Origin of the sequence: Tritonibacter mobilis F1926 (assembly GCF_000376545.2) — a bacterium.
Taxonomy (GTDB): Bacteria; Pseudomonadota; Alphaproteobacteria; order Rhodobacterales; family Rhodobacteraceae; genus Epibacterium; species Epibacterium mobile.
Map to the genome: position 1 here is coordinate 1,058,728 of NZ_CP015231.1, position 23,472 is coordinate 1,082,199.

The following is a 23,472-nucleotide window of genomic DNA, read 5'->3' on the forward strand; positions in this document are numbered from 1 at the left end:
CGGAGGTCAGTTCTGACTGTTGAGGCGTGCGCGCAATTCCAGCAAATCGGCCCAAGCCTGTCGCTTGGCAGAGGTTTGTCGCAACAAATAAGCAGGGTGGAACATCGGGATCACCGGCTTGCCCCAGGCTTGGGCCCAATTGCCGCGCAGCCGCGTGATGCCCCGTTTGCCCAGTACGGCCTGACAGGAGATATTGCCCATCAACACCAGCACGTCTGGTTGCGCCAGCGCCACATGGCGCTCAAGGAAGGGCACCAGCATTGCAATTTCTGCAGGCAGCGGGTCGCGGTTCTGAGGGGGGCGCCACGGTAGCACATTGGTGATATAGACGTTCTCGTCGCGGCTCAGGTCAATGGCGGCAAGCATCTTGTCCAGCAACTGCCCGGCGCGGCCCACAAAGGGTTTGCCTTGCAGATCCTCGTCCCGGCCCGGTGCTTCGCCAATGATCATCACACGCGCACCGGCCTGACCATCTGAAAACACCAGATTGCGCGCCCCGCGTTTGAGGTCGCAATGTTCGAAAGTCTCAAGAGCGGCCCGCAAGCTTGGTAGTGCATCAGCGGATTTGGCGAGTTTGGCAGCTTCGGCCACGGGATCGACCGACTTGGGTTTTACCGGGGCGGGCGGGGCCTCCGCTCCGCGTGCGGCTTTAGGCTTTTGGTCCTGTAGCTCGTACCGGTTGATGGGCGCATCCATCATGGCTTCGGTAGCGCCAAGCTCTACCTGCCACTCCAACAGCGCCTTTGCGCTCCAATAATCCAGTTCCGATTCCATGGCTCACACAGTAGACCGCTGCTGAACAAAGGAAAACGCCCATTGCGCCTCGGATGGCATTCAGCTGTCGCGCGGGGCTGCAGCGCGGCGCAGGCGGTCGTTTATCGCGATGCCAAGGCCATGTTCCGGCACCGGAGCCACCGCAATCGGGCGCTCCATCGCGTCGAGTTGGTGCAGATACCCAAAGAGATTCGCCGCCGCCTCATTCAGATCACCACTAGGCGAGAGGTTCAGATCAAACGCACCCGGGCCAAACCCCAGCGATACTTCACCGGGGGCAAAATCGCGCGCCGCCAGCCGCACGCTGGCGTTTGGTGCGTAATGGGATTGCAACTGCCCCGGCGCGGTCAGGGGATCTGCGGCGTTTCGCTCGGCCAACGGACAGCCAAGGGCGGCCTCAATATCCTCAGCCGCCAGCCCACCGGGGCGCAACAGCACAGGGGCATCCCCCGCCAGCCCAAGGATGGTGGATTCCACACCAACCCCACAGGGGCCATCGTCAAGGATCGCGGCGATTTTGCCTCCGAGGCCTGCGCGGACATGGGCGGCGGTTGTCGGGCTGATCCGGCCCGACGGATTGGCCGAGGGGGCTGCAATGGGACGGGCCACCGCTGCCAGAAGATCACGCGCGCAGGCTTTGGCCGGGACCCGCACCGCCAAGGTACCAAGACCTGCGGTCACCAGAGGCGAAATAGGGTGGTCCGGGCGCAATGGCAAGACCAGCGTCAACGGGCCGGGCCAAAAGGCTGCCGCCATCGCTTCGGCCCACTCATTCCACTGCACCAAGGTCTGCGCTGCTGCAACATCAGCCACATGGGCAATCAGCGGATTGAACGATGGCCGCCCTTTGGTGGCATAGATCGCCGCCACCGCCGCGCCATTGGTGGCATCCGCGCCAAGGCCGTAAACAGTCTCTGTTGGGAACGCCACCAGCCTTCCTGCCGCAAGCAATTCCGCGGCACGGGCAATGCCCTCGGGCGCTGCGGTCAGCGCTTCGGTGTTATATGTGGCATCGGTCATGGTGGGGTACATCTCGGGGTAAAATTCAGGCTTGGCCGTTCCGTCACTTCTTCGGTGACGCCGCGTTTTGATTGCGCTGCCGCCGGGGCTGTTTACGAAATCGACCAAGGCACAGTAAATAACGGCTCGCAGCCCGGAAGCCAAGCGGCTCCGGTCTTGGGTCTGAAGGCTGCGCCATGACGCCCGCCAGGATGAGAAGAGGTCCCCCGATGAGCTACCGCGCCCCCGTTTCCGAGTATCAGTTCCTGCTGCAGCAGATCCTTGGCTATGAGCAGATCACCGCAACGGAGCGTTTCGCCGAAGCGGACAATGATCTGATGGCCGCGATCCTCACAGAGGCGGGCAAGATGTGTGACGAGGTGATGGCCCCTCTGCAACGCGGCGGCGATCTGGAACCGGCGCGGCTGGAAAATGGCGTCCTGCGCACCTCGCCGGGGTTTGGTGACGGCTACAAGGCCATCGCCGAGGGCGGCTGGATCGGGATGAGCGCGGACCCCGAGTATGGCGGCATGGGGCTGCCGATGTCGCTGACCACCTCGGTCAATGAGATGATGTCGGGCGCGTGTCTCAGCCTGCAACTGGCCCCGCTCATGAGCCAAGGCCAGATTGAGGCGCTGGAGCATCACGCCTCTGATGCGCTGAAGGCGCTGTATCTGCCCAAGCTCATCGCTGGCGAATGGGCGGGCACCATGAACCTCACCGAGCCGCAGGCGGGATCGGACGTTGGCGCTTTGTCTTCAAAGGCAGAAGACAACGGCGACGGCACCTATGCGGTCTCTGGCCAGAAGATCTATATCTCCTGGGGCGACAATGACTTTACCGAGAACGTCTGCCATCTGGTGCTCGCACGGCTGCCGGATGGGGTGCCCGGCACAAAGGGCATCTCGCTCTTTCTTGTGCCCAAATACCTGCCCGACGAGAACGGTAATCCCGGCAAGTCCAACAGCCTCAAGGTGGTCAGCCTTGAGCATAAGATGGGCCTGCATGGCTCACCCACCTGTGTGATGCAATACGACGGCGCAACAGGTTGGCTTGTCGGCAAGGAACATGGCGGCATGGCGGCGATGTTCACGATGATGAACAACGCCCGTCTTGGCGTGGGCGGTCAGGGTGTTGGCGCAGCCGAAGGGGCCTATCAGCACGCGCTGGCCTATGCGCTGGATCGCAAACAGGGCAAGACACCGGTCGAGGGCGGCACGGGAACCATTGTAGACCACGCCGATGTGCGCCGGATGCTGATGGAGATGAAGGCGGATGTCTATGCATCGCGCGCGATCATGCTGGCCTGTGCAGGTGCCATCGATATGGGCACCGCCACAGGGGACGCCGAGTGGAAAACCCGCGCGGCCTTCCTGACCCCCATTGCCAAGGCCTTTGGCACCGAGACCGGCATCCGTGTGTCCGAGCAAGGCGTGCAGGTGCATGGCGGTATGGGCTTTATCGAGGAAACAGGTGCGGCGCAGTTCTACCGCGACGTACGGGTGACGGCGATCTATGAGGGCACCAATGGTATTCAGGCCATGGACCTTGTGGCGCGCAAGATGATGGACGGTGGCGAGATGGCGCATCGCCTGATCGACGAGATCGAAGAACAGGCCGAGCGCGCCCGCCCCACGCACCCCAATATGGCCGAAGCCGTCTGGCAGGCCTGCGAAACCCTGCGCGAGGCCACCGAATGGCTGGTCGAAGCAGATATGCAGGACCGCTTTGCCGGGGCGGTGCCCTACCTGATGGCCTTTGCCCGCGTTTTGGGCGGGCACTATCACCTTGCGGCGGCCTTGGCGGACAAGGGCGGTGCGCGTGAGAAACTGGCGCGGTTCTATATCAAGCGGATGCTGCCCCAGCACGCAGCCTATCTGATCCACGCCCGTGAAGGCGCTGCTGGGACCTTTGCCCTCACCGCAGAAGAGCTGGCAAGCTGATGGTTTCCGTCGCCGACGTGGCCCCCCGCACCCCGTGGGAAGAGCCGCCCGCACAGGGCGACGCCATTGAGGTCGCCGAGGGCGTTCTCTGGATGCGCCTGCCGCTGCCGATGAAACTCGATCACGTCAACGTCTATGCCTTCGACGAGGGAGACAGCTGGACGGTGGTGGATACCGGCATGTCCTCAAACAAGACCCGCCGCATCTGGGAGCAGTTGATGGCGGGGCCTCTGGGCGGCAAACCCGTGCGCCGGGTGGTGGTGACCCATCATCACCCCGATCATATCGGCAATGCGGGCTGGTTTCAGTCCGAACACGGCGTGGAGCTGGTTACCACCCGCACGGCCTGGCTGTTTGCCCGGATGCTGACGCTGGATGTGCAGGAGGAATGGCCTGCGGAAACACTGGCCTATTATCGCAGCGCCGGCATGGACCCGGAAACCTACGAGACGCGCAAGGCCGACCGGCCCTTTAACTTTGCCGATACGGTCTACCCGATGCCCTTGGGCTTTACCCGCGTGCAGCAGGGCGATGTGTTTCGCATGGGTGGACGCGACTGGGACTTGCATATGGGCAATGGTCACGCGCCGGAGCACGCAACCTTCTGGAGCCGGGACGATAACCTCGTGCTGACCGGCGATCAGGTGCTGTCCTCCATCAGCCCCAATATCGGCGTCTATGCGACTGAACCCGAGGCCGATCCGCTGGCGGAATGGCTGGAGGCTTGCGAGCGACTGGCGGCTTTGGCGCGCCCCGAGCATCTGGCGCTGGGCGGGCACAAGCTGCCGTTTACCCGGCTGCCGCTCAGGATGCGGCAATTGATCGACAATCACCACGGCGCGCTGGAACGGTTGATGGAGTTTCTCGAGACCCCAAAAAGTGCAGCGGAGTGTTTTTCGGTCTTGTTCAAACGCACCATTGGACCGGGCGAATACGGCCTCGCGCTGGTCGAGGCGGTGGCCCATGTCAATCATCTCTACCGCACGGGCCAAGTCTCGCGTACACGGCGCGATGATGAGGCTTGGGTTTACCAACGGCGCTAAGCCTGCCACCTTGGGTGAAATATCGACGACCCAAGGACGTTTCCAATGGATGACAAGATTTCCACCAGTGCCGAAGTGGCAGAAGCGGCTGCACTGCCATGCCACCGCGAAGTGCATACAGATCCAGATGCGCCCGCCGCCCTGACGGATGTGCCTGCCCCGATGCAGAAGGTGCCAGCGCCTGAACAAAAAAGCGAGGCGCGCTGGGCCTACGAACGTCTGATTCTCTACATTCAGAACTTTGAAAAGACGCTCGACGGCGAACACGAGGTTGCTATGGGGTTCGCAGGCGGTGATGCAGGTGTGCTGCGGATCGAGGGCATGGGCTATTTCGATCCCGATATCATCACTTTCTACGGCAGCGACACGCGTGGCGCTAAAACGCAGCTTGTTCAGCATGTAAGCCAGCTCAATGTTATTCTGCGGGCGATGCCCAAGCCGAAACCGGAAGAACCTGCGAAACGCATCGGATTTCGGCTGGTGGCAGAACTGGAAGATCAGGTCTGAAACGGCGCCTGAAGAGCGATGTCGCCCGCAACTAAGTTGTGACCTTCCGCTCCGGGGCTTTGAGGTTTTGCGCTTTGCTTTGCAAATCGCCGGGGGCAGGGGCGGCGCCTTCGGCGCCGCCCCTGCCGGGCCCAACGCTTTTGCGGGAGGCTGTGCCTCATGCACAAAGGGGCGGGAGCGCTCCGCGCGTTGGCGCGAAGCTGTTTGATTTAAGGTGAGGGGCTGACGTGTTGCCCGTTTGGGTCTTGGCGAGAATGGGGCTTACTCGAGAAACGGGATACTTGCGCCAAACACATCCGCAAGCAGCACGAAATTGAGCCCCAAAACCGCGCAAGATCCAAGCGTTGCCAGCACACGCAACAGCGGGCTGATCGCGAAGGCCCCCATGATATCGCGGCGCGCAGAAAAGTAGAGCAAGGCGAGCATTGGCACCGGCAGTGCGATCGACAGCACCACCTGCGACAGAACCAGCGCCTGCGTGGCGTTGACACCCGCGGCCACCACGGCAAAGGCCGGCAGCATGGTGATCAGCCTGCGCAGCCAGATCGGAATGCGGATGTGCAGGAAGCCCTGCATGATCATCTGACCAGCCATGGTGCCGACCACCGAACTGGAAATCCCCGACGCAATCAGAGATGTCAGGAAAAATCCGGCCGCTGCGGCCCCCAGCAAAGGGGTGAGCATATAATATGCGGTCTCGATCTCGGCCACTTCGGGGTTGCCTTGGTGGAACGCGCTTGCGGCCATTACTACCATCGCCATGTTGATCATCCCTGCGACGGCCAGCGCCAGCACCACTTCGATATTGGAATAACGCAACAGTTTTCGGCGGTCGCCGTCATCACGCACCTCAGCCCGCGATTGGGTCAGACCGGAGTGCAGGTAGATCGCATGCGGCATGACTGTGGCACCGATGATTCCAACGGCGATGGTCAGTGCCATACTGTCGGGCAGTGCAGGGGTCATCAGCCCGACGCCAAGTGCCGCCCAATCAACGGGCGCAATCAGCATCTCAGCCAGATAACACAGCCCGATCACGCCGACGAAAGCCCCGATAATCAACTCCATCGGGCGAAAGCCACGGTTTTCAAAAATCAAAATGCCGTAGGTCACAACCGCGGTGATCGCCATGCCCACCACAAGCGGCAGATCAAACAGCAGTGAGAGCGCAATCGCGCCGCCCAGAAACTCTGCAAGGTCCGTGGCCATGGCTGCAATTTCGGAAATCGCCCACATCACCCAAACCAACGGGCGGGGCAGATTGTCGCGTGAGACCTCGGCCAAGTTCTTCCCCGTTACGATGCCGAGGCGCGCCGAAAGCGCCTGAAAGAGCATCGCGATGAGGTTCGCCAACAGCACAACCCACAGTAGTTTGTAGCCATAGCCCGCGCCGGCCTGAATGTTGGTCGCATAGTTTCCGGGGTCCATGTAGGCGACCGAGGCGATGATTGCGGGCCCCGCGAACAACAAGCGGCTGCGCAGACCACGCGCGTCACCGCGCAGCACGGCAGCTATTCCGCTGCGCGTGCGATGGGTCAGGTCAGGCATTGGGGATGACTCCATTAAATTTACACAAATATAGCCATGGCTATAACTTGGTTATCTGGCAATAAGGTGTAGCATCAACTTTTCGTGTAACATCTCGCTGAACCAATTGGTGTGGAAAACAGCATCGGCTTTGCTATATGTTGGACCTCCAACCAAGAGACTGCTGCCTTGCCCGATACTTTCCTTGATAAAGACCAGCCTGCGAACCGGTTTGCGCGTGCCAGAGAAGCACAGGCCGCTGCCGTTCTCGAAGACTATGTTGAGATGATTGGCGATCTTATTGAGGAGTTTGGCGAAGCGCGGGTGGCAGATATCGCAGCCCGCATGAGCGTCTCTCAACCCACCGCCACCAAATCGATAGCACGCCTCAAACGCGAGGGGCTGGCGATGTCTCGCCCCTATCGTGGTGTGTTTCTGACGGAAGAAGGCGCAGCGCTGGCGACGCGGGTGCGCGCACGGCATCGGACAATCGTTGAATTTCTGGTGAAAACGGGCGTGCCACGCGACATCGCCGAACTTGATGCGGAAGGGATTGAGCATCACGTGTCGCAGGTCACATTGGAAGTGTTTGAGCGCGCCCTTCAGGCCCGTGGTGGGGACTAACCCAGAAACGATTGCCAGGGCGCCACACCCTTGGGTTTAGAAGGTATTCCTTCCAGGCTCTTCTCTCCAGTAGGGTGGTGACAGCGGTTCTGAAATCCAGTATCACCGCTCTTAAGCAAAAGTCGCGAACAGGACCAAAGATATGGCTGAACATAAGCACGGCACCATGGACATCACCGTTCAGGAACAAACTTACACAGGGTTTATGACCTTCGTGACCCGCTTCTGCATTGCGATGGTGTTTTTCGCTCTGTTCCTCGCGATCTTCGCCACCTGATCTCACCAAATACCGGAGCAATCCTCCATGCGGACCCCGATCCTGATTCTTGCGCTTTGCACAGCTCTTGCGGGGTGCGCAGCGCCTCAGCGGCCGGACGCCGACCCCGAAGCGATCGCGCGTGCCGCCTATCGGGATGCAGGGCAGCCATCGATGACCCTGATTACCGTGGTGAATAACCGAACCGGGCAGGGCGGTCATACCGGGCTGATGATCAACGCCTCCGAGCGGATCATTTTTGATCCGGCGGGGTCGTTCTACGCCGATGTGGTGCCAGAGCGCCAAGACGTGCTTTACGGCATTACGCCGGGGGTCTTTCAGGCGTATCGCAGCGCACATGCGCGCTCCACCTTTCATGTTGTGACTCAGGAAATCCAGCTGACGCCTGAGCAGGCCCAGATCGCTTATCAGCTGGCGACAAGCAATGGCCGTGTGTCGGGAGCGTTTTGCTCAAACGCGACCTCGTCGCTGTTGAAGAAAATTCCTGGCTTTGAGAGTATTGATGTGACCTTTTATCCGGTGAAACTGCAGGAGCAATTCGCGCAACTGCCCGGGGTGGTTACTGACAAATACTACGAAGACGACAGCGATGACCTCAAAGCAGGACTTGCTGCAGGGAATGCCACGCTCAACGCGACGGCGGGCGGCTGATACATCGCATATTGCCAGTGAAGCTCATAAGGCGTCGCAAGTGCGACGCCTTATGAAGTTCTGCAGTTTGCGTTCTGAGCGACGACGACCTCAGCCGAAGAGATACATAAGGGTCCACAGGCTGCAGGCCCCTGTCACCATGGCAAGCAACACGTTCTTGCTGAACACGGCCACAGCAAAGGTCAGGGCAGCGGCGGCAAAATGAATGAGGCTGGGTGCGCCATCGGTTGGGGCGGGCCAGACCACCAGCGGGGCCACAAGGGCGGGAATAATCGCCACTGCCGTATACCGCAGGTGCCGCATCAGCCACGCAGGCATCGCGCGATTGCCGACCAGACCAATAAAGGTAAACCGCAGCGCATAAGAGCCGACGGCCAGCCCAATGATCACCAGCCAGAGCGTGGTGCGATCAAATGCCATCTCAGTGCCTGTCATTGTTTTGCCTCCGCTGCAGCGCTTTTGCGCTCAAACCACACTTCGGCCTGCGCGCCCGCCATCATGCCGGCGATCCCTGCAATGATCAGCCCAAGGTTATATGGCATCAAGGTTGCCGGCAGCGACACCGCGCAGGCCGTGAAGCAGGCGACCACATGTGCCGGAGTGCGTAGCATCGGCCCGATCATTGCAAGAAACGCGATGGGCAACACGAAATCCAACCCCAGACTATCTGGGATCGAGGCCCCGACCAGAGCGCCGGTGATGGTTGCCGCCATCCATGCCGGGGCCACCAGCCCATTGGTGCCAAAGAAATACGCCATCCGCTCGCGGGTGCCCCACTCTGCGCGGCGTTCAAATTCAATCATCGACAGAGCATAGGCTTGATCCACGGTCAGATAGGCTGCACAGGCCCGCTGCCACAGCGGCGCATCGCCCAGATACGGTGTGAGGGACGCCGAATACATCGCCACCCGCAGGTTCACCGCCAGTGCTGAGATCAGCACGATCAACGTCGGTGTATGTTCCTGCATCAACTGGAGCGCGGTGAACTGTGCCGAGCCTGCAAAGACCGCAAGCGAGAAAGACATTGCTTCGAGCACATTGAGCCCAGCCTCTGCGGCGAGCACGCCGAACAGCAGTCCAAAGGGGCCAGAGACCAGCACAAAGGGGGCGCTGTCGCGAACACCTTTCCAAAATGCGGATTTCGCGGTGGAGATTGTCATGGCGGGGCCTTAGGTTACGTTGCACATGGCTACGCGGGTTGAAGGATCTTGGCAATTGTCAAAGCTTAACGTGTCAACGGAATATCGTATTGCACCGGACCCCGGCAACCCGCGTCTGACTCGCAAGGTCACGGGTGTTGATCATCTTGGTCAAGAGGCCGAGATTTCGGTGGTCGAGGAGCGCCCGCTCACGATCTATCTGAACCGGCAAGAGATCGTCACCGCCATGACCATTGGCGACTACCCGGAGTATCTGGCGCTCGGTTTTTTGAAAAATCAGGGCATGCTGAGCGCTGATGATGTCGTGACCCGCGTCGACTACGACGAAGAAGTCGAGACGGTTGTGGTCCGCACCGAGGTCGAGACCTCGCATGAAGAAAAGCTCCAGAAAAAGACCCGCACCTCGGGCTGTGCGGTGGGCACGGTCTTTGGCGATATGATGGCGGGGTTGGAGGGCGTGACCCTGCCCGCAACACCGGTGAAGACCTCGTGGCTTTATGCGTTGGCGCATGAGATCAACCGCACGCCCTCGCTCTATCTGGAGGCGGGGGCGATTCATGGCACGGTGCTGTGTCATCAGGACCATCCACTGGTCTACATGGAGGACGTGGGGCGCCACAATGCGGTGGACAAGATCGCCGGCTGGATGCTGTCGGAGCGGACAGAGGCATCGGACAAGATCCTCTATACCACCGGGCGGCTGACCTCGGAGATGGTGATCAAGACCGCGATGATGGGCATCCCGGTGCTGGCCTCGCGCTCTGGCTTTACCGCCTGGGGCGTGGAAATTGCGCGGCAGGTGGGGCTGACCCTGATTGGCCGCATGCGCGGGCAGCGGTTTGTCTGTCTGGCGGGCGAAGAGCGTTTGGTCCGCGACGTGGACCCAAGCGCCATGCCCGAAGAAGACAAAAAACATCGCCGCAAGAGCGCGGATTGACCGCGCGCGGGGGCAGCGCGCCTCAGGGCCATCGAGGCCCCTCGGCGCGCGTCGCGGCTGTGCCGCTCTGGGTGCGCCGCGAGTGGATGGAAGTGAGCCATGGAACGTGATTTTGGGATATGGATCGTTGTCGGTTTTATGGCGTGGATCGTGGTCGGGTTCTCAGCACTTGCGATCTTTTGGAAAATGAAGTCGCTCTTGGGGCGCTATTTTAGCGCAATGGAGACGACCTCATGGCAGCACCGCGCCGCACTTGGGTGGCGACGTGGAAACCCGATTGTGCCGATACTGGGTGTTCGCCAAGAGTACTCGCATCGCAGATTGTTTTGGCGGCTTACGCTTTGGGGGCCACCGCCACAGCTGAAACACTCGCAAGAGGCGTTGTCGGCCCTGCAGTCCTATCGGCGCTTGGCTCTTTCGGTCTATTTGATGCAGGCGCTCGTCGTGGTGCTGTTTGGGTACTTTTTCACGTGGGTATTTTTATGGATGGCCTTAGGCGTCAGTGTGGCGGGAGCCATGTTGCTGCGGCCTGACCCTTGGACGGAGAATGTGACATGACCCAACCCCTTGGTGTGATCCTTGCCGGTGGCCTCGCGACCCGGATGGGGGGCGGTGATAAGGGGCTGCTGTCCTTGGGCGGCGAAAGCCTGTTGTCCCGGGTGATCGACCGGCTTTCGCCGCAGGTGGCGGGGCTGGCGCTCAACGCCAATGGGGACGCGGCGCGGTTTGCGGGGCTGGGGCTGCCGGTTGTCCCGGACAGTATCGAAGGCTTTGCGGGCCCGTTGGCGGGGGTTCTTGCGGGTCTCGATTGGGCGGCGGAACAGGGGGCGACGGCGATTGTCACGGTGGCGGCTGATACGCCGTTTTTCCCGCATGATCTGGTGGCGCGGCTGGTCGCGGCCTCTGATGGGCAGAGCCACCCGCTGGTTCTGGCGACCACGCCCAAGAGCGGCGATGAGGTGCTGAAATCCGGCGGCAAGGGGCGGGTGAACCGCCACCCGACGTTTGGTCTGTGGCCGGTTGCCTTGCGCGACGATCTGCGGGCGGCACTCACCGGCGGTTTGCGCAAGGTGGTCCTGTGGACCGAACAGCACGGCGGGCGCGAAGCCCTGTTTGAAGCGGAGCCCTTTGATCCTTTCTTCAACGTCAACACGCCCGACGATCTGGCGCGGGCAGAGGGTCTGTTGCGATGAAGCTCTATGGGGTGACGGGCTGGAAGAACAACGGCAAGACCGGGCTGATGGAGCGGCTGGTGGCGGAGTTCACTGCACGTGGCCTTATGGTCTCGACCCTGAAGCACGCCCATCACGCCACGGATGTGGATCAGCCCGGCACGGACAGTCATCGCCACCGTGTTGCGGGTGCATCAGAGGTGGTGCTGGCCTCGCCCAATCGTGTCGCCATCATGCAGGAGCTGCGTGGTGCGCAGGAACCCTCACTGACGGAACTCCTCGCCCGGATGCGGCCGGTCGACCTGATCCTGATCGAAGGCTACAAGCGCGAGACCCATCCAAAGATCGAAGTGCACAGGGCGGAAGCCTCGACGGCGCTGATCGCGCCAAACGATCCGACCATCCGCGCGGTGGCATCTGATACGACGCTGGAGCTTGATCGCCCTGTCTTTGATCTCGATGACACGGCGGCGATTGCCGATTTTATCGCAGCGGAGCTGGGGCTCTGAGGGGCTTTGACACGTTTGTCATGGTGGATTGGTCCGGGGGCAACGACACCGGACCACGTCCGCGCAAGGATGCCATCTGGGCCTGCGTGGCGCGCGGGGGCGCGGCTGAGGTGCCGGTCTACCTGCGCAATCGCGCGTTGGCGCAGGAGTGGTTGGCCGATCTGATCGAAACCGAACTGAAAGCGGGCCGCAGGGTGGCGCTTGGGTTCGATTTCCCGTTTGGCTATCCCGCAGGCTTTGCAGCGGAGATGACGGGCAGGCCCGACTCGCTGGCCCTGTGGCAATGGTTCGCTGACCGGATCGAGGATACGCCGAAGGCAAACAATCGCTTTGATCTGGCAGGCGAAATCAATCTGCGCTTTGGGTCGGGACCGCAGAGGCAGGGGCCGTTCTGGGGCAATGGGCTGAGGCGTGACATTCCCGGCCTGCCGCGTCGCAAGGTGCGTTATCACACCCCCTTTGCGGAGCGTCGAGCGGTGGAACACCGCGCCAAGGGCAGTTTCACGTGCTGGCAGATGTCTGGTGTGGGTGCGGTTGGCGGGCAGGTCATGATGGGCCTGCCGGTGCTGCACCGCCTGCGCGCAGGGTTTGCGCCCCATGTGGCGGTCTGGCCGTTCGAGCCGCTCGATGCACCGGTTGCACTGCTGGAGATCTGGCCGTCGCTCACGACCCCTCCGGCGCCCGACGGGTGGATCAAGGACGCCTGGCAGGTGCACAGCGTGGCGCTGGACCTCGCCCGTCGCCCTGTGGCAGACCTGAACCGATATCTGAACGTGACCGCCCCCATCGCATTGGAAGAGGGCTGGATTTTCGCCGTGGAGCATGACTGATGACCCTCACACCGCCGCCTCTCAGCAATGATTGTTTCGCTTTGCCGCAAGGGGTGAACTGGACGCCCGTGGATGAGGCATTGGCACTGTTGCGTGGCCGTCTGGGGCCGGTCACCGGGGCCGAGGCCTTGTCCTTGTCCGAGGCGCTGGGGCGTGTCCTTGCCGAGGATGCAATTGCGCTGCGCTCCAATCCGCCGCAACCCAATACGGCAGTGGATGGCTATGGCTTTGCCGGTGGGCGTCCCGAAGGAGCGCATGTGATGCCGCTGGTGGCGGGGCGTGCCGCTGCCGGGGTGCCATTTAACGGTGTCGTGCCGCCCGGACAGGCGATCCGCATCCTCACGGGTGCGGCGCTGCCCGAGGGGGTTGATACGGTGATCCTTGAGGAAGACGTGCGCACGGATGGGGCCTCTGTGGCCTTTAATGGACCGCTGAAAGCGGGGGCCAATACCCGTAAGGTGGGCGAGGATGTGGCCGCAGGCGATGTAATCCTGACCGCAGGCCGGGTGCTGACCCCAGCGGATCTGGCGCTGGCTTCTGCCACCGGGCTTGCGGAGCTTCTGGTGCGCAAACCCCTGCGAGTGGCGGTGATTTCTACCGGCGATGAACTGGTGGACCCCGGCGAGCCAGCAGGCCTGGGTCAGATCTACGATGCCAACCGTCCGATGCTGCTGGCTCTGATCCGGCAGTTCGGTTTTGAGACGGTGGATATGGGACGGATCAAGGATGACCGCGCCGCGCTTGGCGCCGCCTTTGATCAGGCCGCAGCGCAGGCGGATGTGATCTTGACCAGCGGTGGCGCCTCGGCGGGGGATGAGGACCATGTGTCGGCTCTGCTGCGCGAGGCTGGCGCGATGCAGGAGTGGCGCATCGCGCTGAAACCGGGCCGCCCACTGGCGCTGGGAATGTGGCAGGGCACGCCGGTCTTTGGTCTGCCGGGTAATCCGGTGGCGGCGCTGGTCTGTACATTGGTGTTCGCTCGCCCCGCGATGGGGCTGATGGCAGGCGCCGGTTGGGCAGAGCCGCAGGGGTTTGAGGTGCCAGCCGCCTTTGCAAAACGCAAAAAACCGGGGCGGCGGGAGTATCTGCGCGCGCGTATGCGGGCAGGACGGGCGGAGGTGTTTAAATCCGAAGGCTCAGGCCGGATATCGGGTCTCAGCTGGGCCGAGGGTCTGGTGGAACTGCCCGACGGGGCCGTGGAGATCGCGCCGGGGGACCCTGTGCGATTTATCCCCTTTGCCAGCTTTGGCATGGGGTGACAGGGCGGGGGCGCTCCCGCCGAGCGCGGCGGCATCACAGATGCCACCACCCCCGTTTGGGCCCGGCAGCGCGCCCTGCGGGCGCGCTGTGGGTCGCGCCTGAACCACCCTGTTGTAGAAAATCGCGGGCCGCGCCCGCAGGGCGCGCCGGGCCCAACGGGAACGGCTGCATTTATAATGCAGCTGTGACGGGCGGGAGCTTCCTCGTCGCTTAATCCCGGTCGATGCCGTCAGAGGTTCAGCGCCCGCGCAAAAACATCGTTTTGATAGGCCCGATCCTCAATGCAAAACTGCGTGATGCCGATCCGTTCAAAACCCTGAGCAAGGTAGAAGGCGACGGCGGGCGCATTCTCAGAGTTGGTGGTGAGCCAGACCGAAGCAGCTCCCGCCTCCTGTGCGGCCCGCATGCCTGCCAACAAGAGCGCGCGGCCAATGCCCTTGCCATGATGACGAGGCTGCACGTAGAGCGTGGCGATTTCGGTCTGGTGGTCGCCCGCCAGCGGGTCCGGGGAGCGATGCGACACGCGGATATAGCCATCAATGCCATCTTGGTTCTGCGACACGATGATGTTTTGATCCGGCGCGTCGATCAGTGCTTCCATTCGGGCGGGCGTAAACTCCCAGAGCACATAATCCGCAAAATGCGCGTTGATCCCTCGGCGCAGATACGTGCCGATCCAAACCTCCAGCGACAGGGCCGCAAGGCTTGACGCATCCTCGGGGCGGGCCGGGCGCAGGGTCATGCGCGGGCTATCCCTCGCACATAGCGCATCAGTCGAATGTGCCCGCAACACGGCCCAAGAGCATGAACGCCCGGGCGGTGCGGGTATCACTCAGAGCGGAGATTTCGGCATCCGTAGCCTCCCCCTCAAAGCGGGTGAACATCTGGTCAAACCGGCGCAAAAAATGATGGGCGCTGTCGCGAAACAAGGGATCTTGCCGCATCCGTGCTGACGACAGGGCCAGCGAGGAGCGATCCCGCACACCGCCAAGTGCTGCCACAGACCGCCCGCGCGCGCCATTGGCAAACTGACGCCAGATGTCCGGGCGCGCCCGGTCCGGACGCAGGTCATCCATATAGATGCCTTCTTGGCTGAGCAGCGTGAGCACATCCTGCGCGGCGCGGATCACCTGTGCCGCATGGCGGTCCCGCAAGGCCAGTCGCAGCGAGACAAATCCCTCTTCATCCTCGGCGGATTCGGGAAAGTTTAGCGCCCGGATGAAATGATCATTCGAGAGGGGCGGTGACATGTCCTCGGCGGAGGTACCAAGCTCCAGCGAACCCTGATCCGCAACCGCCTCCATCGCCTTAGACGGGATCGCAAGGCGGGTGGGCGTGGCGCGGGAGGATTGAAAGGTCGCAAGCACCGTTTCCGTCTTGCGGGCGGTTTCTGCGATCTCATCGAGCTTTTTGGTGACGGATGGCTCCGAGACAACCGCGGCTGCCTGCGTATGCGCCAGATACATGTGGCGCAGGCTGGAAATTGCAGCATGCAGGCGCTCGGTTTCTTCGCGCATGATCCGCGCCGAGCGCAGCGCAATCGCCGCCACCAGAAGCATCAAAACCGGCATCATCACCGCCAGAACCCGCACGAGGGGCGCGTTCCATTCGGTCGATAATGCCATCTCGGGTGCCAGCACATAGGTGGCAATCACCACCAGCGCCCACAACACGCCAAGCGCGAGAGCGACCACTTCGGCAAGGCCGAGGGACGGGCGCGAACCGCTCTCCAGCTCCGGCAGCGACAGATCGGACTGCCGCGGTGCTGTGGGCTGTTCTTTTTGATTGAGGTCGCTGGTCATGATGTGCCCGTCCGCCCCTCGCAGTGGTGCTTTTTGTTCAGCCGTAGGTGATCTTCAGGATCTCGTAAGCACGGTCCCCACCGGGAGTGCGTACCTCTACACTGTCGCCTTCTTCCTTGCCGATCAAGGCGCGTGCGATGGGGGATTTCACATTGAGAAGGCCCGCTTCGATATTGGCCTCATGCTCACCCACAATCTGCCAAGTTTTTTCTTCGTCGGTGTCTTCATCCACCACGGTAACTTTGGCACCGAACTTGATCGCACCCGAGAGTTTCGTCGGATCAATCACATCGGCCAGCGACAGCACACCCTCAAGCTCCTTGATGCGGCCTTCAATGAAAGACTGCTTTTCGCGGGCGGAGTGGTATTCGGCATTTTCCGACAGATCGCCCAGCTCGCGGGCTTCGGCGATGGCCTGAATGATCGCCGGGCGCTCTACGCTTTTCAGGTTTTTGAGTTCTGCTTCGAGGGCGCTAAAGCCCTGCGGCGTCATCGGGATCTTGTCCATGGTCTTGTCCGCTTTCGTCGTTCGTTCTTTTGTTGTTGCATGCACATGAACGCCGCCGCCCCGCCGCGAAGAGCAGCGGGGCGAGCAGTCGTGTTGGCAAATACCTGACCCAATCGCGGACGCAATTGCAAGGGGGGCATCACAGGTTGTGCGGGGTTTTGCTGTCTGGGGCGGGCGTTTAACGCTCCCGTGAGACTCGTTCAGGCAGCGGTGCCGTCAGACTGGGCGGACGCGGGCGGCTGCGCCTGTTGCGCCCAAACAGGCCAAATTCCCGAAACCCACGCGGACCATAAGCCGCAAGAAACAGCACCTCAATCATACTGAACGAGCTCATATTCCACCCCCTCCTCGTCTTCGAAGTAAAACCGCCGCCCGGGTTCATAATCCGCGTGGCTCTTTGGGGTGTAGCCTGCGTCCTTCACGGCTTGTTCTGCGGCATCGAGGTCATCAACAATCACCGCGAGATGATTGAGCGCGCCTTTGGTGGAATAGGGCGTGGGCGGCGCGCTCAGACCTTCTTTGGGGGCATAAAGCGCGAGATAGCTGTCTTTTGATCCCACATGCACGGAATAGCCACCGTTGATGGCCGGTCCCTCCCACCGGATGCGCCAGCCAAAGATCTTTTCCATCCATGCGGCGGTCTTATGTGGGTCACTGACGCAGATATTCGCGTGTTCGAGCGTTGCAGTCATGACTGAGGCTCCTTCCTTTTGTCTTGCCTCGGTCTGTGATAATTTCTAAACCTAACTTTAGCTCAAGCTATTTCTGAGGTGGTTCAGAAATTTTTCGCCTTGGCTCTGGCGGATTGCCTGATCGGTCTGACGAAACATCTAAAAAGGGGTACCCGATGCCTGCATCTCACGGATTGTCGATTGGATATCTCGCCGAGCGTACCGGCCTCGCGGTCTCGGCCATCCGCTATTACGAGGCGCAGGGTCTGTTGGAGCCTTGGCGCAATGCAGGTGGCCAGCGCCGGTTTCATCGCGCCGACATCCGGCGGTTGAGTTTTATCATGATCGCGCAGAAATTCGGCTTCACCTTGCCTGAAATTCGCGATCAACTGCAAAGCCTGCCTAATAAACGCACCCCGACCAAGGACGACTGGTCGCGCCTGTCGGCGGGGTTTCGCACCCACCTGGACGCCCGAATCGCAACGCTTGAAAAGCTGCGCGATGATCTGGATGGCTGTATTGGCTGCGGTTGCCTGTCGCTGCCCACCTGCGCGCTCTACAACGCCGACGACCGGGCGGCAAAAAACGGGCAAGGACCGCGATACCTGATGGGAGATCGCCCGGAAACTTGACACTCCTGTCGATTAACGCCGTTATTTGTGTCTCGGATGACGAAAACCAGCGCGCCAAGGGGGTGTTTTCCGGGTCTGTCAGGGAACCTACGTAGGGTATGGATTGACCTCTCTATGCTGCACCAGCTAAGCAACCGCGCAAGAATGTTGCGCCATAACGCCAGCGCACTCATGTTGCGCCAACCAGCCAAGGACCAGATGCGCGGGTCCGCACGATAGCCAAGGAGCACCTCGAATGGCCGAGATTGAACGCGAAGCAATGGAATACGACGTTGTGATCGTCGGGGCCGGTCCCGCCGGTCTGTCGGCCGCGATCCGTCTGAAACAACTGGATGCCGACCTACAGGTGGTGGTGCTGGAGAAAGGCTCCGAAGTGGGCGCGCATATCCTCTCCGGTGCGGTGCTTGACCCATGTGGTCTGGACGCGCTGATGCCCGACTGGAAGGAAAAGGGCGCACCGCTCAACGTTCCGGTTAAGGACGACAATTTTTACATGCTGGGTGAGGCGGGCGACGTTCGTATTCCGAACTTCCCGATGCCGCCCCTGATGAACAACCACGGCAACTACATCGTCTCCATGGGCAATGTGTGCCGCTGGATGGCGGAACAGGCCGAGGAGCTGGGCGTCGAAATCTTCCCCGGCATGGCCTGCTCTGAGCTGGTTTACGGCGACAACGGCGAAGTCAAAGGCGTGGTGGCCGGTGTCTTTGGCCTAGAGGAAGACGGCTCTTACGGTCCCAACACCGAACCGGGGATGGAGCTGCACGGCAAATATGTCTTCCTCTCCGAGGGCGTGCGCGGCTCGCTCTCCAAAGAAGTCATCGCCAAATACGGTCTCTCTGACGGCAAAGAGCCGCAGAAATACGGCGTCGGCATGAAAGAGATCTGGGAGATTGATCCCGCCAAGCACAAGGAAGGCTCCGTCACCCACACCATGGGCTGGCCGCTGAATTCCAACGCAGGCGGTGGGTCTTTCATCTATCACCTTGATAACAATCAGGTCTATGTGGGGTTTGTGGTGCACCTCAACTACAAGAACCCGCATCTCTATCCCTACATGGAGTTCCAGCGCTTTAAGCATCACCCGATGGTGGCGGAGCTTCTGAAGGGCGGTAAACGCGTGGCTTACGGCGCGCGGGCGATCACCGAGGGCGGCTATCAGTCGATGCCGAAGCTGACCTTCCCGGGCGGCGCGCTTCTGGGCTGTTCCGCGGGCATGGTCAACGTGCCGCGCATCAAGGGCAACCACAACGCCATGCTCTCGGGTAAAGCTGCCGCCGAGGCCGCCTATGAGGCGATCAAAGCAGGCCGTCAGTCCGATGAGCTCACCGATTACGAGGCAGACGTGCGGAACGGGCCGATCGGCAAGGATCTGAAAAAGGTCCGCAACGTCAAACCGATGTGGTCCAAATGGGGTCTCACCGCCTCGCTGGCGCTGGGTGGTCTGGACATGTGGACCAACACTCTCTTGGGGTTTTCGTTCTTTGGCACACTGGGTCACGGCAAAAATGATGCCGAGGCGACGGAGCCAGCTGAAAAACACAAGCCCATCGACTATCCCAAGCCCGATGGCGTGTTGTCCTTTGATCGACTGACCAACGTGTCCTTTGCGGCGACCAACCACGAGGAAAGCCAGCCCTGCCACCTGCGTCTGGGCAACAAGGACACGCCAATTGCGGTCAACCTGCCCAAATACGATGAACCCGCGCAGCGCTATTGCCCGGCAGGCGTCTATGAGGTGGTGGAAAAGGACGGAAAGCCCGAATTTGTGGTGAACTTCCAGAACTGCGTCCACTGCAAGACCTGCGACATCAAAGATCCGTCGCAGAACATCACATGGACAACGCCGCAGGGCGGCGACGGGCCGAACTATCCCAATATGTAACGGCAGATTTGCCATCTGTGATCACTTTGATGGGGCGGCCTGCGGGTCGCCCCATTGCGCATTGCGGGGCTGGCGTCTACGCTCCGCGCTAGATGTGTTGTGACCCTGCTCTGGAGGCCCCTTCGTGCCCGTATCCTATCTCCGTTCCCTGACCTGCGCCGCAGCGCTTTTGTTGACCACTGGCCCAATGGCGGTGGCGGACGGGCTGGCGGGGGCTTACCTCGCCGGGCGGGCTGCGACCTACGACAGCGATTTTGCTGCGGGTGCTAAATACTACACCCGTGCGCTGGTGCGCGATCCACAGAACGTCACCCTGATGGAAAACCTCGTCTATGCACAACTGGCACTGGGGGATGTGGAATCTGCCCTCCCGGTGGCAAAGCGGATGTGGGAAGCGGGCGTGCGCAGTCAGGTGGCCAATATCGTCATGGCCGGAAACCTTGCGCTGCAGGACGACTTTGACGGGCTTCTTGCGCGCGATTCCGCGCAATATGAGATCAGCCCGCTGGTTGATGGCTTGCTCGATGCGTGGGCCTATATGGGCAAAGGTGCGGTCTCTCAGGCGTTGGAGCAATTCGACGCCGTGGCCGAGCAGGACGGGCTAAAGTTCTTTGCCACCTATCACAAGGCCCTAGCGCTTGCTTCGGTCGGCGATTACGAGGGCGCAGAAGAGCTTTTTGCCGCCAATGAGGGCCAGCTTGGCCGGTCTTCTCGTCGTGCCGCGATTGCGCGGGTGCAGGTTCTGTCACAACTGGGGCGCACCGAACAGGCACTGGAAGTTCTGGTCGACAGCTTTGGCGAGGGCTTTGACCCGGCGCTCACCGATCTGGCGGATAAACTGGCGATGGGTGAAACCGTGGGCTTCACCATTACGCCGACCCCGCGTGATGGCATGGCCGAAGTGTTTTTCAGTCTCGGACAGGCGCTGTCCGGCGAGGCGGCAAGCGATTATGTGCTGATGTATGCACGTATGGCGGCAAAACTCAGCCCCGCCCATGTGGATGCGGTCCTGCTGAGCGCGGGTCTGCTGGACCAGATGGGCCGATATGAGCTGTCGATTGCCACGTACAAACAGGTGCCGCGCGATCATCCCGATTTTCACGCCGCAGAACTGGGCCGCGCCGAGGCGCTGCGCCGCTCTGCAAACCCGCAGGCGGCTGCCGAGGTGCTGGAACAACTGGCCCGCGACTTTCCCCAGCATGTTGCGGTCTATATCGACCTTGGCGACCTGCTGCGTCAGCAGGAAAATTACTCCGATGCTGCAAAGGCTTATAGCCGCGCTCTGGAACTCAGCCCCGAAGAGGCCACCAACCGTTGGTTCCTCTTCTATGCGCGTGGCATCTGCAATGAGCGTTTGAAAAACTGGGACGCGGCTGAGGCTGATTTCCGCGCGGCTCTCGAAATCGATCCGGAACAGCCGCAGGTGCTGAACTACCTTGGCTATTCGCTGGTGGAGCGTCAGGAAAAACTGGACGAGGCGCTCTCGATGATCGAACGCGCCGTCGAAGCCCGTCCGGAGAGCGGCTATATCATCGACAGCCTCGGCTGGGTGCTTTACCGGATGGGCCGCTACGAGGATGCCGTCAGCCACATGGAGCGCGCCGTCGAACTCATGCCGGTCGATCCGGTGGTGAACGACCATCTCGGCGATGTTTATTGGGCGGTGGGCCGCAAGTTGGAAGCAGAATTCCAGTGGCGTCGCGCCCTGTCCTTCGTTGATCCCGAAGACACCGACGCCGAGGCCAAACCCGACCGTATCCGTCGCAAGCTGGACGTGGGGCTGGATGTGGTCCTGGCCGAAGAAGGAGCAAAGCCGCTGCAGGTTGCCAATGACGACCGTTGAGGTCTTTGCTCCCGCCAAGATCAACCTGTCTCTGCATGTAACCGGCCGCCGCGCGGATGGGTATCATTTGCTCGACAGTCTGGTGGCCTTTGCAGACACCGGGGACCGTTTACAGATCACGCCGGGCGCTGATCTGTCGCTCACCGTGTCGGGCATGTTTGCCAAAGGTGTGCCACAGGATGCGCGCAATCTGGTCTGGCGTGCGGCCGAAGGAGCAGGCTGGCGCGGACAGATCGCGCTGGAAAAATCCCTGCCGCATGGGGCTGGGATCGGTGGTGGTTCCTCTGACGCGGGCGCGTTTTTGAATGCGCTTGCGGAGCAGGGGGTGGTGTTTCCAGACTCGCTGGCGCTTTCCCTTGGTGCGGATGTTCCGGTCTGTATGACCGCCTCCGCCGCGCGCATGCAGGGCATTGGTGAGGAAATCACCCCTGTCGCCCTGCCGCGCCTCCCGGCATTGCTGGTCAATCCCGGCGTTGAAGTCCCGACAGCTGCGGTGTTCTCGGCGCTCACGTCGCGCGATAATGCCGCAATGCCAGCTGAGGTGCCGCTGTTTGACGGTGTTGCGGATTGCGCAGGCTGGTTGTCGGCGCAGCGCAACGATCTGGAGCCCGCCGCGATCGAGGTCGCACCTCAAATCGACCGCGCGCTGAGCGATCTGCGCAGGTCGCGCGATGCGCTGATGGCGCGGATGTCAGGGTCAGGTTCGACCTGTTTTGCGCTCTATCCCAGCATGAAGGCGGCGCATTTCGCGGCCTATGAGATTGGCGCAGAACATCCCGATTGGTGGTGCGTGGCGACCGAACTCCATTGAGCACAGTCGCCATGCGCATTGCCCGGTCAGCGACCTCGCCAAACCACCGGGCACGCGGATCAGTTCAATCGCGAGACTACGTAATCTGCCAGGTGAATCAGCATGGTGCGGATCGGATGGTCTGGCAGCTCTGCCAGCGCTGATTTTGCCTTTTCTGCCCAGCCAAAGGCATCTGCGCGGGTGGCGTCCAGTGTGGCATATTTTGCCATCAACTCCAGCGCGTGGTCCAGATCACCCTCTTCCTGTCGCCCCTTGGCAATGGTGCGCTGCCAGAACGCGCGCTCCTCATCGGTGGCCTGTGCAATCGCTTTGATCACCGGCAGTGTCAGCTTGCGCTCGCGGAAATCATCGCCGACATTTTTGCCGGTTTTTGCCGTATCACCTTGATAATCCAGCAGATCATCGGCGATCTGGAACGCAATGCCAAGCGCGTCGCCATAGTCATAGAGCGCCTTCACCTGCGCGTCCGTCGCGCTCGCGATCACGCCGCCCACCTCGGTTGCAGCAGAAAACAACGCCGCAGTTTTGCCGCGCACGACTTGCAGGTAAATCTCTTCGGTGGTGCGCAGATCGGTCGCCGCTGTCATCTGCAGCACCTCACCTTCGGCAATGGTGGCCGAGGCATTGGCAAGGATATCGAGCACCCGCAGGGAGCCGGTATCGACCATCAACTGGAAGCTGCGGGCAAACAGATAGTCGCCCACCAGAACCGAGCTTTTGTTATCCCACAACAGGTTCGCGGTCGGACGCCCCCGGCGCTGTGCGCTTTCATCGACCACATCGTCATGCAACAGCGTTGCGGTATGGATGAACTCGACAGTTGCCGCGAGTTTTAGGTGATGATCGCCCTCATAACCGCACATGCGCGCCGCAGCCAAGGTCAACATCGGGCGCAACCGCTTGCCGCCTGCCTCGACCAGATGCGCGGTCACCTCTGGGATGCGCGGCGCGTGTTCCGATGCCATTCGCTCTTGGATCAAGAGGTTCACGGCTTCCAATTCAGAGGCCAGAGTTTCGGCCAGCAATTCATGGGGCTTGCCCTTAGGCGTCTGCGTCATCACCTGGTTCATCACATTCCCGACTGATAGGCTCGACAAGACCCCGGTC

At 61.3% G+C, this 23,472-nt stretch carries 27 protein-coding genes; 16 read left to right on the top strand and 11 right to left on the bottom strand.

Going from position 1 to position 23,472, the window contains the following annotated elements; all coding sequences use genetic code 11:
• Nucleotides 1-6: 6 nt before the first annotated feature.
• Together K529_RS20455 and K529_RS20460 are read right to left on the bottom strand one after the other, a co-directional pair.
• Complete coding sequence (locus K529_RS20455; protein WP_046002609.1) at nucleotides 7-774, bottom strand: uracil-DNA glycosylase; 768 nt, start codon at nucleotides 772-774, stop codon at nucleotides 7-9.
• 60 nt (nucleotides 775-834) lie between these two features.
• Entirely contained in the window at nucleotides 835-1,794 is a 960-nt protein-coding gene (locus K529_RS20460) for an L-threonylcarbamoyladenylate synthase (RefSeq protein WP_046002616.1), read from the bottom strand.
• A 209-nt stretch (nucleotides 1,795-2,003) separates the two neighbouring features.
• Between K529_RS20460 and K529_RS20465 the strand changes: the two genes are divergently transcribed.
• The 3 genes from K529_RS20465 to K529_RS20475 are packed head-to-tail and all read left to right on the top strand — an operon-like array spanning nucleotide 2,004 to nucleotide 5,266.
• A complete protein-coding gene (locus K529_RS20465; protein WP_046002608.1) occupies nucleotides 2,004-3,716 on the top strand; it encodes an acyl-CoA dehydrogenase in 1,713 nt (570 codons plus the stop codon).
• The gene (locus K529_RS20470) at nucleotides 3,716-4,759 is read left to right on the top strand and encodes an MBL fold metallo-hydrolase (RefSeq protein WP_005675720.1); all 1,044 of its coding nucleotides are present in this window, start codon (nucleotides 3,716-3,718) and stop codon (nucleotides 4,757-4,759) included. Before K529_RS20465 ends, K529_RS20470 begins: the two co-directional genes overlap by 1 nt.
• A 45-nt stretch (nucleotides 4,760-4,804) precedes the next feature.
• Nucleotides 4,805-5,266: a DUF6173 family protein gene (locus K529_RS20475; RefSeq protein WP_005675718.1), complete on the top strand. Its 462-nt coding sequence runs from the start codon at nucleotides 4,805-4,807 to the stop codon at nucleotides 5,264-5,266.
• Between the two features lie 261 nt (nucleotides 5,267-5,527).
• Here the strand turns inward: K529_RS20475 and K529_RS20480 are convergent, their stop codons facing one another.
• A complete protein-coding gene (locus K529_RS20480; RefSeq protein WP_005629601.1) occupies nucleotides 5,528-6,814 on the bottom strand; it encodes an Nramp family divalent metal transporter in 1,287 nt (428 codons plus the stop codon).
• A 168-nt stretch (nucleotides 6,815-6,982) separates the two neighbouring features.
• Between K529_RS20480 and mntR the strand changes: the two genes are divergently transcribed.
• The 3 genes from mntR to K529_RS20495 all read left to right on the top strand — a co-directional run bounded on the left by mntR (nucleotide 6,983) and on the right by K529_RS20495 (nucleotide 8,345).
• On the top strand, nucleotides 6,983-7,417 hold the full coding sequence (mntR, locus tag K529_RS20485; protein ID WP_009175563.1) for a manganese-binding transcriptional regulator MntR: 435 nt from the start codon (nucleotides 6,983-6,985) through the stop codon (nucleotides 7,415-7,417).
• A gap of 142 nt (nucleotides 7,418-7,559) precedes the next feature.
• Nucleotides 7,560-7,694, top strand: coding sequence for an aa3-type cytochrome c oxidase subunit IV (locus K529_RS20490; protein WP_005629607.1), 135 nt, complete (start codon nucleotides 7,560-7,562; stop codon nucleotides 7,692-7,694).
• A 27-nt stretch (nucleotides 7,695-7,721) separates the two neighbouring features.
• Nucleotides 7,722-8,345: a hypothetical protein gene (locus tag K529_RS20495; RefSeq protein ID WP_005629610.1), complete on the top strand. Its 624-nt coding sequence runs from the start codon at nucleotides 7,722-7,724 to the stop codon at nucleotides 8,343-8,345.
• Nucleotides 8,346-8,435: 90 nt separating this feature from the next.
• Here the strand turns inward: K529_RS20495 and K529_RS20500 are convergent, their stop codons facing one another.
• Both K529_RS20500 and K529_RS20505 read right to left on the bottom strand, forming a co-directional pair.
• Complete coding sequence (locus K529_RS20500) at nucleotides 8,436-8,780, bottom strand: AzlD domain-containing protein (protein WP_005629612.1); 345 nt, start codon at nucleotides 8,778-8,780, stop codon at nucleotides 8,436-8,438.
• On the bottom strand, nucleotides 8,777-9,505 hold the full coding sequence (locus K529_RS20505) for an AzlC family ABC transporter permease (protein ID WP_005629615.1): 729 nt from the start codon (nucleotides 9,503-9,505) through the stop codon (nucleotides 8,777-8,779). Before K529_RS20505 ends, K529_RS20500 begins: the two co-directional genes overlap by 4 nt.
• Before the next feature lie 25 nt (nucleotides 9,506-9,530).
• On the opposite strand from K529_RS20505, the gene K529_RS20510 reads away from it, so the two are divergent.
• The 6 genes from K529_RS20510 to K529_RS20535 all read left to right on the top strand — a co-directional run bounded on the left by K529_RS20510 (nucleotide 9,531) and on the right by K529_RS20535 (nucleotide 14,212).
• Nucleotides 9,531-10,442 carry a formate dehydrogenase accessory sulfurtransferase FdhD gene (locus tag K529_RS20510; RefSeq protein WP_198528113.1) on the top strand — a complete coding sequence of 304 codons (912 nt, stop codon included), beginning with the start codon at nucleotides 9,531-9,533 and terminating at the stop codon, nucleotides 10,440-10,442.
• A gap of 99 nt (nucleotides 10,443-10,541) precedes the next feature.
• The gene (locus K529_RS20515) at nucleotides 10,542-11,000 is read left to right on the top strand and encodes a hypothetical protein (protein WP_046002607.1); all 459 of its coding nucleotides are present in this window, start codon (nucleotides 10,542-10,544) and stop codon (nucleotides 10,998-11,000) included.
• Nucleotides 10,997-11,635: a molybdenum cofactor guanylyltransferase MobA gene (gene mobA / locus K529_RS20520; protein WP_046002606.1), complete on the top strand. Its 639-nt coding sequence runs from the start codon at nucleotides 10,997-10,999 to the stop codon at nucleotides 11,633-11,635. The genes K529_RS20515 and mobA overlap by 4 nt, the downstream gene beginning before the upstream one ends.
• Nucleotides 11,632-12,123, top strand: coding sequence for a molybdopterin-guanine dinucleotide biosynthesis protein B (gene mobB / locus K529_RS20525; RefSeq protein ID WP_005671095.1), 492 nt, complete (start codon nucleotides 11,632-11,634; stop codon nucleotides 12,121-12,123). Before mobA ends, mobB begins: the two co-directional genes overlap by 4 nt.
• A 20-nt stretch (nucleotides 12,124-12,143) precedes the next feature.
• Nucleotides 12,144-12,953, top strand: coding sequence for a hypothetical protein (locus K529_RS20530; protein ID WP_046002605.1), 810 nt, complete (start codon nucleotides 12,144-12,146; stop codon nucleotides 12,951-12,953).
• Nucleotides 12,953-14,212: a molybdopterin-binding protein gene (locus tag K529_RS20535; protein WP_046002604.1), complete on the top strand. Its 1,260-nt coding sequence runs from the start codon at nucleotides 12,953-12,955 to the stop codon at nucleotides 14,210-14,212. Before K529_RS20530 ends, K529_RS20535 begins: the two co-directional genes overlap by 1 nt.
• A gap of 230 nt (nucleotides 14,213-14,442) precedes the next feature.
• Here K529_RS20535 and K529_RS20540 read toward each other — a convergent pair whose 3' ends face one another.
• The 5 genes from K529_RS20540 to K529_RS20555 form a co-directional block, all read right to left on the bottom strand.
• Nucleotides 14,443-14,955 carry a GNAT family N-acetyltransferase gene (locus K529_RS20540; RefSeq protein WP_046002603.1) on the bottom strand — a complete coding sequence of 171 codons (513 nt, stop codon included), beginning with the start codon at nucleotides 14,953-14,955 and terminating at the stop codon, nucleotides 14,443-14,445.
• Nucleotides 14,956-14,983: 28 nt separating this feature from the next.
• Complete coding sequence (locus K529_RS20545; RefSeq protein ID WP_005675087.1) at nucleotides 14,984-16,015, bottom strand: hypothetical protein; 1,032 nt, start codon at nucleotides 16,013-16,015, stop codon at nucleotides 14,984-14,986.
• Nucleotides 16,016-16,052: 37 nt separating this feature from the next.
• On the bottom strand, nucleotides 16,053-16,523 hold the full coding sequence (gene greA / locus K529_RS20550) for a transcription elongation factor GreA (RefSeq protein ID WP_005675090.1): 471 nt from the start codon (nucleotides 16,521-16,523) through the stop codon (nucleotides 16,053-16,055).
• A gap of 178 nt (nucleotides 16,524-16,701) precedes the next feature.
• The gene (locus K529_RS23565; protein ID WP_157859742.1) at nucleotides 16,702-16,857 is read right to left on the bottom strand and encodes a hypothetical protein; all 156 of its coding nucleotides are present in this window, start codon (nucleotides 16,855-16,857) and stop codon (nucleotides 16,702-16,704) included.
• The gene (locus tag K529_RS20555; RefSeq protein WP_046002602.1) at nucleotides 16,835-17,215 is read right to left on the bottom strand and encodes a VOC family protein; all 381 of its coding nucleotides are present in this window, start codon (nucleotides 17,213-17,215) and stop codon (nucleotides 16,835-16,837) included. Before K529_RS20555 ends, K529_RS23565 begins: the two co-directional genes overlap by 23 nt.
• A 155-nt stretch (nucleotides 17,216-17,370) precedes the next feature.
• On the opposite strand from K529_RS20555, the gene soxR reads away from it, so the two are divergent.
• From soxR to K529_RS20575, 4 genes are all read left to right on the top strand, one after another.
• A complete protein-coding gene (gene soxR / locus K529_RS20560; protein WP_005632233.1) occupies nucleotides 17,371-17,826 on the top strand; it encodes a redox-sensitive transcriptional activator SoxR in 456 nt (151 codons plus the stop codon).
• Nucleotides 17,827-18,061: 235 nt separating this feature from the next.
• The gene (locus tag K529_RS20565; RefSeq protein ID WP_005632237.1) at nucleotides 18,062-19,711 is read left to right on the top strand and encodes an electron transfer flavoprotein-ubiquinone oxidoreductase; all 1,650 of its coding nucleotides are present in this window, start codon (nucleotides 18,062-18,064) and stop codon (nucleotides 19,709-19,711) included.
• 124 nt (nucleotides 19,712-19,835) lie between these two features.
• Nucleotides 19,836-21,554, top strand: coding sequence for a tetratricopeptide repeat protein (locus K529_RS20570; protein ID WP_005632240.1), 1,719 nt, complete (start codon nucleotides 19,836-19,838; stop codon nucleotides 21,552-21,554).
• On the top strand, nucleotides 21,541-22,365 hold the full coding sequence (locus tag K529_RS20575; protein ID WP_005632243.1) for a 4-(cytidine 5'-diphospho)-2-C-methyl-D-erythritol kinase: 825 nt from the start codon (nucleotides 21,541-21,543) through the stop codon (nucleotides 22,363-22,365). Before K529_RS20570 ends, K529_RS20575 begins: the two co-directional genes overlap by 14 nt.
• Before the next feature lie 59 nt (nucleotides 22,366-22,424).
• On the opposite strand, the gene K529_RS20580 is transcribed toward K529_RS20575, so the two are convergent.
• A complete protein-coding gene (locus K529_RS20580) occupies nucleotides 22,425-23,435 on the bottom strand; it encodes a polyprenyl synthetase family protein (RefSeq protein WP_005632246.1) in 1,011 nt (336 codons plus the stop codon).
• Nucleotides 23,436-23,472 lie beyond the last annotated feature (37 nt).